The 8,764-nt window shown below is 71.2% G+C and carries 9 protein-coding genes; 2 read left to right on the top strand and 7 right to left on the bottom strand.

The window, feature by feature from the left end:
- Positions 1–111: 111 nt before the first annotated feature.
- The 3 genes from ACFWU9_RS22965 to ACFWU9_RS22955 form a co-directional block, all read right to left on the bottom strand.
- Entirely contained in the window at positions 112–1,074 is a 963-nt protein-coding gene (locus tag ACFWU9_RS22965; RefSeq protein WP_384321249.1) for an electron transfer flavoprotein subunit alpha/FixB family protein, read from the bottom strand.
- A gap of 73 nt (positions 1,075–1,147) precedes the next feature.
- A complete protein-coding gene (locus tag ACFWU9_RS22960) occupies positions 1,148–1,936 on the bottom strand; it encodes an electron transfer flavoprotein subunit beta/FixA family protein (protein WP_384321247.1) in 789 nt (262 codons plus the stop codon).
- A 220-nt stretch (positions 1,937–2,156) separates the two neighbouring features.
- The gene (locus ACFWU9_RS22955) at positions 2,157–2,504 is read right to left on the bottom strand and encodes a TlpA family protein disulfide reductase (protein WP_384321246.1); all 348 of its coding nucleotides are present in this window, start codon (positions 2,502–2,504) and stop codon (positions 2,157–2,159) included.
- A gap of 265 nt (positions 2,505–2,769) precedes the next feature.
- Between ACFWU9_RS22955 and ACFWU9_RS22950 the strand changes: the two genes are divergently transcribed.
- Entirely contained in the window at positions 2,770–3,498 is a 729-nt protein-coding gene (locus ACFWU9_RS22950) for a lysophospholipid acyltransferase family protein (RefSeq protein ID WP_384321244.1), read from the top strand.
- Positions 3,499–3,529: 31 nt separating this feature from the next.
- Here ACFWU9_RS22950 and ACFWU9_RS22945 read toward each other — a convergent pair whose 3' ends face one another.
- The 4 genes from ACFWU9_RS22945 to ACFWU9_RS22930 form a co-directional block, all read right to left on the bottom strand.
- On the bottom strand, positions 3,530–4,246 hold the full coding sequence (locus ACFWU9_RS22945) for a B3/4 domain-containing protein (protein WP_384321242.1): 717 nt from the start codon (positions 4,244–4,246) through the stop codon (positions 3,530–3,532).
- Positions 4,247–4,375: 129 nt separating this feature from the next.
- Positions 4,376–5,446, bottom strand: a complete 1,071-nt coding sequence (locus ACFWU9_RS22940) for a threonine aldolase family protein (RefSeq protein WP_384321255.1) — start codon at positions 5,444–5,446, stop codon at positions 4,376–4,378.
- Positions 5,443–6,210 carry an SDR family NAD(P)-dependent oxidoreductase gene (locus ACFWU9_RS22935; protein WP_384321240.1) on the bottom strand — a complete coding sequence of 256 codons (768 nt, stop codon included), beginning with the start codon at positions 6,208–6,210 and terminating at the stop codon, positions 5,443–5,445. The genes ACFWU9_RS22940 and ACFWU9_RS22935 overlap by 4 nt, the downstream gene beginning before the upstream one ends.
- Before the next feature lie 123 nt (positions 6,211–6,333).
- Entirely contained in the window at positions 6,334–7,731 is a 1,398-nt protein-coding gene (locus tag ACFWU9_RS22930) for a DUF6421 family protein (RefSeq protein WP_384321238.1), read from the bottom strand.
- A gap of 295 nt (positions 7,732–8,026) precedes the next feature.
- On the opposite strand from ACFWU9_RS22930, the gene ACFWU9_RS22925 reads away from it, so the two are divergent.
- Positions 8,027–8,677: a glycerophosphodiester phosphodiesterase gene (locus ACFWU9_RS22925; RefSeq protein WP_384321236.1), complete on the top strand. Its 651-nt coding sequence runs from the start codon at positions 8,027–8,029 to the stop codon at positions 8,675–8,677.
- Positions 8,678–8,764 lie beyond the last annotated feature (87 nt).

Below are 8,764 nucleotides of genomic sequence, written 5' to 3'. Positions count from 1 at the left end.
GAAATGGGCCGCCCGGTGCGGGCCGGCACGCCCGCGCGCCGCGCGGGGGGCCGGCGGGGTGTGTCCCCCCCGCGCGGCCCCCGCGCGTGCTGCCGGAACGTGTCGGGCGGCTCAGCCCTTGCGCGCCTTGATGGCCTCGGTGAGCTGCGGGACGACCTGGAAGAGGTCGCCGACGACGCCGTAGTCGACGAGGTCGAAGATGGGCGCCTCGGCGTCCTTGTTGACCGCGACGATCGTCTTCGAGGTCTGCATGCCCGCCCGGTGCTGGATCGCGCCCGAGATGCCGGAGGCGATGTACAGCTGCGGGGAGACCGACTTGCCGGTCTGGCCGACCTGGTTGGAGTGCGGGTACCAGCCGGCGTCGACGGCGGCGCGCGAGGCGCCCACGGCCGCGCCGAGGGAGTCGGCGAGGGCCTCGATGATCGCGAAGTTCTCGGCGCCGTTGACGCCGCGTCCGCCCGAGACCACGATCGCGGCCTCGGTCAGCTCCGGGCGGCCGGTGGACTCGCGCGGGGTGCGGGCGACGACCTTGGTACCGGTGGCGGCCTCGCCGAAGGTGACGGCCAGTTCCTCGACGGTGCCCGCCGCCGCGGCCGGCTCGACGGGCGCCGAGTTGGGCTTGACCGTGATGACCGGAGTGCCCCTGGTGATACGGGACTTGGTGGTGTACGCGGCGGCGAACACCGACTGGGTGGCCACCGGGCCCTGGTCGTCGGCGGTCAGGTCGATCGCGTCGGTGATCAGGCCCGATCCGATGCGCACCGCGAGACGGGCGGCGATCTCCTTGCCCTCGGCGGACGAGGGCACGAGGACGGCGGCCGGGGAGACACTCTCGTACGCGGCCTGGAGGGCGTCGACCTTCGGGACGACGAGGTAGTCGGTGAACTCGGCGGCGTCTGCGGTCAGCACCTTGACCGCGCCGTGCTCCGCCAGGGTGGCGGCGGTGTCCGCGGCGCCCGCGCCGAGCGCGACGGCGACCGGGTCGCCGAGGCGGCGGGCCAGCGTCAGCAGCTCCAGGGTGGGCTTGCGGACGGCGCCGTCCACATGATCGACATAGACGAGGACTTCAGCCATGGGATGTGTTCTCCTGCGAATGCGTGTGCGTGAAGGAACCGGGACCGGCGTCAGGGGCGGTGAGCCGCACCCGTCAGATGAACTTCTGGCTCACGAGGTACTCGGCCAGCTGGTCGCCGCCCTTGCCCTCGTCGTTGACGATCGTGCCCGCCGTACGGGCCGGGCGCTCCGTGGCGGAGTCGACCGCGGTCCACGCGCCCGCCAGGCCGACGTCCCCGGCCTCGATGTCCAGGTCCCCCAGGTCCAGGGACTCCACCGGCTTCTTCTTCGCCGCCATGATCCCCTTGAACGAGGGGTAGCGGGCCTCGCCGGACTGGTCCGTCACCGACACCACGGCGGGCAGGGAGGCTTCGAGCTGCTCGGTCGCCGCGTCGCCGTCACGGCGGCCCTTGACGGCGCCGCCGTCGACGGACACCTCCGACAGGAGGGTCACCTGCGGTACGCCGAGGCGCTCCGCGAGCATCGCGGGCAGGACGCCCATCGTGCCGTCGGTTGAGGCCATGCCGCAGATCACCAGGTCGTAGCCGGTCTTCTCGACGGCTTTGGCCAGGACCAGCGAGGTGCCGAGCGCGTCCGTGCCGTGCAGATCGTCGTCCTCGACGTGGACCGCCTTGTCCGCGCCCATCGACAGCGCCTTGCGCAGCGCGTCCTTCGCGTCCTCGGGGCCGACCGTCAGCACGGTGACCTCCGCGTCTCCGTCGTGGTCACCCGCGATCTGCAGGGCCTGCTCGACCGCGTACTCGTCGAGTTCGGACAGCAGACCGTCCACATCGTCCCGGTCCAGCGTCAGGTCCTCGGCGAAATGCCGGTCACCCGTGGCGTCGGGCACGTACTTCACACAGACAACGATCCTCAGGCTCACGCCGGCTCTCCTACTGCATCGTCATTTCTGGGCTGCGTTGTTGCTCGCAGCATAGGCGCCCGATGGGGGGTTTTCGGGTCAGGTCCACCCGTGCACCGACCATAATATTACTCGCCAGTACATCCAGCTCATGCCCGCTGAGCAAGCGCTGTGAACTGTGACCTTCCCGACCCCACCGCTCCGGCGCCCCGGCACCCACCGGCCCGTCGGCCCCGAGGTGTCACCCGCCGGGGGGAGCGCCGGAGACGGCCGCGCCGAGCGCGGCGATCACGTCGGCCTTACGGGGCGCCCCCGCCGCCCTGCGGACGATCCGGCCCGCCGCGTCGAGGACGAGCACCGTGGGGGTCTTGAGGACGCCGAGTTCGCGTACCAACTCCAGGCGGTCCTCGGCGTCGACCTCCACATGCGCGACGCCGTCGACCATGCCGGCCACCTCGGCGAGTGTGCGCCTGGTCGCGCGGCACGGCTGGCAGAACGCGCTGGAGAAGTGGACCAGCGTGGCGCGCTCCCCCAGCTCCGCTCCCAAACGCGCGGCGTCGAGCCGCTGTTCACCCTCTCGCCCGCGCACCTTGAGCCTCCACCCACCGTGAGTCCGGTCCTCGTCACTACCCGCGCAGCGCCGGCACCACGGCGCGATATTCCGCGTCGCCGTGCTGAGCTGCGGCAAACTCCCTTGTCACCCGGCGATGACGTGATGAGAATCTCGCTCCGCGCCGTCGACAGGACTGGCCACAAGGCCTCGTTTGGGGCACGATCTGCCCAATGCCGAAAACCTACGGCTGCGTAGCTTCCGTCGGGAGAACCCTCCCCGGGAACAGAAGGGTCTCCTCCAGATGGCAGAGCTCGTCTATCGGCCGGTCATCGGCGCCGCTCGCACGATGTTCAAGGCGCTGGACCTCAAGATCGAGACTCAGGGCTCCGAGAACATCCCGCGTGTCGGCGGCGCGGTGCTCGTCAGCAACCACATCAGCTATCTGGACTTCATCTTCACCGGGCTCACGGCTCTCCCCCAGAAGCGCCTCGTCCGCTTCATGGCGAAGGAGTCCGTCTTCCGGCACAAGGTCTCGGGCCCGCTCATGCGCGGCATGAAGCACATCCCGGTGGACCGTACGCAGGGTGAGACCGCCTACTCGCACGCGCTGGACTCACTGCGCGCGGGCGAGATCATCGGGGTCTTCCCCGAGGCGACCATCTCGCAGTCCTTCACCCTCAAGTCCTTCAAGTCCGGCGCGGCGCGCCTGGCGCAGGAGGCCGGGGTGCCGCTGATCCCGATGGCGCTGTGGGGCACCCAGCGGCTCTGGACCAAGGGACGCCCGCGCAACTTCCGGCGCAGCCACATCCCGGTGACGATGCGGGTCGGCGCGCCGGTGGAGGCCCCCGCCGACCAGTACGCGGGGGCGATCACCCGGCGGCTGCGCGAAGGCGTGCAGGAGCTGCTCGAAGCCGCCCAGCGCGCCTATCCGGTACGGCCCAAGGACGCGAGCGACACCTGGTGGGTACCGGCGCACCTGGGCGGTACGGCTCCGACGCCGGCCGAGGCGCGCGCGGCCGAGGCCGGCTGAGCCTCCCGGAGAGCCGCACCGACTCACCGATTCATCGACTCACCGTCCGTCGGAGCGTGGCCGCCGGGCGCACGGTGATCCGGGCCCCGGGGCTCAACTTCTCCAGCGATTCCGCGAGTTCGGTGCCCGCCGCGTCGAGCTCCGCGCCGGTCGTCGGGGCCAGGCTCTCCAGCAGGAAGACGGCGTTCACCGACTCCTCGGTGAGCCGGGTCCGGACACCCTGACGCCAGTTCCAGCGCCGGCAGGTGACGCCCTCGTCGTCGCGCCACACGACCTCGCCCGCGTCCGGGTGTTCGACGGCAGGCTCCCCGCCCGCCACCGTGTGGAACGGCTCGTCGCCGGTGGCCCGCACGAGCCGCATGGCGCCCCTGATCCGGTCGGTGTCCTCGCCGCCGACGGGGATCAGACGGGCCACGCTGATCGCGTTGTAGAGGTCCACGAGCAGATTGATCCGGGGCAGGCCCCCGTCGGCGAGCGCGCGCCTGGCCAGGGCCTCGGCCGAGTTGCGCGTACGGTTCGGCTTGCTGCCGAAGGCCGTGTACGCCGCGCGCCAGGCCGCCATGTGCGGGTCCTCGTGCGGGGAGCGCCCGTCGAGACGGACGGCGAGACGCCGGGCCGCGTCGTCGAGCAGGGCCGAACTCGCCTCGTTGCTGGGGCCGTTGACGAGCCCGTGGGCCTCGACGGCGAGCGGGGTGAAGCCGGGGACGAGGGAGTGCACCTCGTCCGACACGGTGAGCGTCAGGGTCATCGTCTGCCTTGCCTCGGGACGTACGGAATCGGTGCACCACAGCACACCGGGAGGTCCACTGTAATGCACCGGGAGATTTGCGTACGACCGTGGGCCCGAGGGCGGACCCCGGGCCCCTCACCTCAACGGTTACCTGGCCAGCTCTTCCTTGACGGCCTGGACGAACGCGTCGACGTCGTCCTCGGTCGTGTCGAAGGCGCACATCCAGCGCACATCGCCGGCCGCCTCGTCCCAGAAGTAGAAGCGGAACCGCTTCTGGAGACGCAGCCCCGCCTCACGGGGCAGCCGGGCGAAGACGGCGTTGGCCTGGACGGGGTGCAGGATCTCGACGCCGTCGACCGCGCTCACGCCCTCGGCCAGCCGCTGCGCCATGGCGTTGCTGTGCCGGGCGTTGCGCAGCCACAGATCGCCGGCGAGCAGTGCCTCCAACTGGACGGAGACGAATCGCATCTTGGAGCTGAGCTGCATCGACAGCTTCCGCAGCCGCTTCATCGCGCGCACGGCGTCCGGGTCGATCACGACGACGGCCTCGCCGAAGATCGCGCCGTTCTTCGTGCCGCCGTAACTCACCACGTCCACGCCGACGGTGTTGGTGAAGGTGCGCATCGGTACGTCGAGGAACGCCGCCGCGTTGGATATCCGGGCGCCGTCGAGATGGACCTTCATGTTCCGCCCGTGCGCGTGTTCGCACAGGGCGCGGATCTCGTCCGGGGTGTAGACCGTGCCCAGTTCGGTGTTCTGCGCGATCGACACGACCTGCGGCATGGCCCGGTGCTCGTCCTCGTACCCCCATGCCTGCCGGTCGACCAGCTCGGGGGTGAGCTTGCCGTCCGGAGTGGGCACCGTCAGCAGTTTGAGGCCGCCGACCCGCTCGGGCGCCCCGCCCTCGTCCACGTTGATGTGCGCCGACTCGGCGCAGATCACCGCGCCCCAGCGGTCGGTCATCGACTGGAGCGCGACGACGTTGGCGCCGGTGCCGTTGAAGACCGGGAAGGCCTCGGCGGTGGGGCCGAAGTGGCTGTGCATGACGCGCTGGAGATGGTCGGTGTACTCGTCCTCGCCGTACGCGATCTGGTGGCCGCCGTTGGCGACGGCGAGGGCCGCCAGCACCTCGGGATGGGCGCCCGCGTAGTTGTCGCTGGCGAACCCGCGCACAGCGGGGTCGTGGTGCGCACGCGCGGCCGTCGTACGGGACGTCATGACTCGGGGCTCAGCCACAGGCGGCTTCCGTTCACTTCCACCGCGGGCCGCTCCCAGACCCCGGCGATGGCGTCGGCCAGGTCCCCGGCGTCCGTGAAGCCCGCGAACTTCGCATTCGGGCGCTCGGCGCGCATCGCGTCGTGCACCAGTGCCTTGATGACCAGGATCGCAGCCGCCCCGCGCGGCCCTTCGTCGCCCCCGGCCTTACGGAAGTCGTCGCCGAGCGCCAGTGTCCAGGCCTCGGCCGCCGCCTTGGCCGCGGCGTAGACGGCGTTGCCCGCGGTGGGCCTGCTCGCCCCCGCGGCGCTGACCAGCACATAGCGACCGCGGTCGCTGCGCAGCAGGGCTTCGTGGAAGGCGAGGGAGGTGTGCTGGACCGTGCGGATGAGCAGCTTCTCCAGCACGTCCCAGTCGGCGAGGTCGGTGTCCGCGAAGGTCTTGCCGCCGCGCCAGCCGCCGACCAGATGGACCAGCCCGTCGACGTGACCCCGGCCCCCGTCCTTCTCGGCCTTGGCCGCCCACGCGCGGGTGGCCGCCGGGTCGAGGAGGTCGACGGTGTCACCGGTGACCGTGGCGCCGCCGTGGGCGCGGCGGGCCGCGTCCACCGCCTCGGCGAGACTCGCCCCGTCGGCATCCGCGGCGAAGACCGTCGCGCCCGCCGAGGCCAGGCGCAGCACGGCGGCGCGCCCCGCGGGGCCGCCCGCTCCGGCGACCGCCACGACGGCGCCGTCCAGCGCGCCGCCCTCTCCGGTGCTTCCGCTCATGGCCGTCTTCTCCGTCATTCCGGTGTCCCCCGTGTCTCCGCGTCCGTCGCGTCGTCGCTCATGTCGTCGCGGCCCACGCTGCCGCGGGCCGCTTTCCTTCGCCGACAGCAGTCTCGTACGAACTCAGGCGGCGCGCTTCTCGGTGCTCGTGGCCCTGATGCCCTGGGTGGAGGCGATCACGGTCTTGAGCTTCTTGCCCAGTGCCTCGTAGAACATGCTGAGCGGAAACTCGTCGGGCAGCACGTCGTCGACCAGCTTGCGCGGCGGCAGATCCAGGTCCAGGGCGTCCGGGCCCTTGGCCCAGCGGGATCCGGGGTGCGGGGCCAGATAGGTGGAGACGAGGTCGTAGGCGGCGAACCAGTGGACCAGCTTCGGGCGGTCGATGCCGGCCCGGTAGAGGGCCTCGATCTCGGCGAGGAGCTGCTGGGTGACCTTGGGGGCCAGCTCCCAGTCGATGCGCAGCGTGTTGTCGGTCCAGCGCACCACGTCGTGCTTGTGGAGGTAGGAGAAGAGCAGCTGGCCGCCGAGGCCGTCGTAGTTGCGCGCGCGGGCGCCGGTGACGGGGAAGCGGAACATCCGGTCGAAGAGCACCGCGTACTGCACGTCGCGGCCCTGCGGGACCCCGTCGGCCGCCAGCTGTACGGCCTCCCGGAAGGCGGTGAGGTCGCAGCGCAGCTCCTCCAGGCCGTACATCCAGAACGGCTGCCGCTGCTTGATCATGAACGGGTCGAACGGCAGGTCGCCATGGCTGTGGGTACGGTCGTGGATCATGTCCCAGAGGACGAACGCCTGCTGGCAGCGGTCCTGGTCGCCGACCATCTCCCGGATGTCGTCGGGGAGTTCGACACCGAGGATGTCGACGGCGGCCTCGGTGACCCGGCGGAACCGGGCGGCCTCGCGGTCGCAGAAGATACCGCCCCAGCTGAACCGCTCGGGGGCCTCGCGGACCGCGATGGTCTCGGGGAAGAGGACCGCGGAGTTGGTGTCGTACCCGGCGGTGAAGTCCTCGAAGGTGATGCCGCAGAAGAGCGGGTTGTCGTAGCGGGTGCGCTCCAGCTCGGCGAGCCACTCGGGCCAGACCATGCGCAGGACGACGGCCTCCAGATTGCGGTCCGGGTTGCCGTTCTGCGTGTACATGGGGAAGACGACGAGATGCTGGAGCCGGTCCACCCGGTCGGCCGCGGGCTGGAAGGCGAGCAGCGAGTCCAGGAAGTCGGGCACGTCGAAGGCGCTGTCCGCCCATTTGCGGAGGTCCGCGACGAGCGCCCGGTGGTAGGCGGCGTCGTGCGGAAGCAGGGGTGAGAGCTGCTCGACGGCGGTGGTCACGCGGTCGAGCGTGACCTCGACGAGGGCGCGCGAGGGGGCCCCGTCCGCGTCGAAGTCTATGGAGCCGTCCTTGGACTGCCAGGGGCGGATCTCCTCGACGGCACTCTTGAGCTCGGTCCACGCGGGGTGTTCGACCACCCGCTCGCCGTCGGCCGAAGGCCCTCCGGTCAGGTCCTGCACAAGAATTTCCGTCATGTCACACCCTCCGCGGGAGAAGCTGGCGTCAAAGCACCGTATCGGTCTTTGATTCTCCCGTACAAGGTCGACCGAGACAAATTATCCTGCAACGCTTCGGGTTCACGGGCGATTTTCCCGCCGTACGCCCCCAGGACAACAGGCAACGGCTCCCCGGCGTCACGCACGGGTCCAGACCGGCGCACTGACCGTTAGGCTGCCGCCGTGCCGCGTGGGGCACCAGCGCCGCGCGGGAGCCGCCGACGACGGAAGCGAGTCAGCCTTGACTTTCCTCACCATCGGTCATCGTGGAGTGATGGGTGTCGAACCCGAGAACACCCTGCGCTCCTTCCTGCACGCCGAGCGGGCCGGTATGGACGCGATCGAGCTCGACCTTCATCTGAGCAAGGACGGCGCCCTCGTCGTCATGCACGACGCCGAGCTGGACCGGACGACGGACGGCACGGGCCCGATCGCCGAGCGGACCCTCGCCGAGCTGCGGGAGCTCGACGCGGGCCGGGGCGAACGGGTGCCGGTGTTCGAGGAGGTCCTGGACGCGGTGGACTCACCGCTCCAGGCGGAGATCAAGGACGTGGCGGCGGCGCGTGCGCTGGCCGAGGTCATACGCCGTCGGCAGTTGGTGGGGCGGGTGGAGGTGTCCTCGTTCCACGACGAGGCGGTCGCCGAGATCTCCGCGCTGGTGCCGGGGGTACGGACGGTGCTGATCGCCAGCCGCTGGGGCGCGGACGTGGTGGACCGGGCGGTCGCGGTGGGCGCGGACTCGCTCGCGCTGAACATCCGGCGGCTGACGCTGGAGGTCGTCGAGCGCGCGCACGCAGCGGGCATCGGGGTCATCGGCTGGGTGGTGAACACCCCGGACCATCTGCGGCTGGTCCGGGCGCTCGGCCTGGACGGCGCGACCACCGACTTCCCGGAGATCCGCCGCACCGGCCGCTTCACGGCCTGAGCGGGCCCGGCCGACCCGGCCGGCCCGGCCGACCCGGCCGGCGCGGCAGGCCTGACCGGTCTGGCCCGCCCGCGCGGCGGGCGGGGC

This window comes from Streptomyces sp. NPDC058653, assembly GCF_042716895.1.
Taxonomy (GTDB): Bacteria; Actinomycetota; Actinomycetes; order Streptomycetales; family Streptomycetaceae; genus Streptomyces.
This window is presented reverse-complemented; position numbering and strand designations above follow the sequence as displayed.

What these genes read in the sequence shown, in the direction of transcription:
- ACFWU9_RS22965 (WP_384321249.1), bottom strand. Translation starts at nt 1,074, where the DNA reads ATGGCTGAAGTCCTCGTCTATGTCGATCATGTGGACGGCGCCGTCCGC.
- ACFWU9_RS22950 (WP_384321244.1), top strand. Translation starts at nt 2,770, where the DNA reads ATGGCAGAGCTCGTCTATCGGCCGGTCATCGGCGCCGCTCGCACGATG.
- ACFWU9_RS22945 (WP_384321242.1), bottom strand. Translation starts at nt 4,246, where the DNA reads ATGACCCTGACGCTCACCGTGTCGGACGAGGTGCACTCCCTCGTCCCC.
- ACFWU9_RS22940 (WP_384321255.1), bottom strand. Translation starts at nt 5,446, where the DNA reads ATGACGTCCCGTACGACGGCCGCGCGTGCGCACCACGACCCCGCTGTG.
- ACFWU9_RS22935 (WP_384321240.1), bottom strand. Translation starts at nt 6,210, where the DNA reads ATGAGCGGAAGCACCGGAGAGGGCGGCGCGCTGGACGGCGCCGTCGTG.
- ACFWU9_RS22930 (WP_384321238.1), bottom strand. Translation starts at nt 7,731, where the DNA reads ATGACGGAAATTCTTGTGCAGGACCTGACCGGAGGGCCTTCGGCCGAC.
- ACFWU9_RS22925 (WP_384321236.1), top strand. Translation starts at nt 8,027, where the DNA reads ATGGGTGTCGAACCCGAGAACACCCTGCGCTCCTTCCTGCACGCCGAG.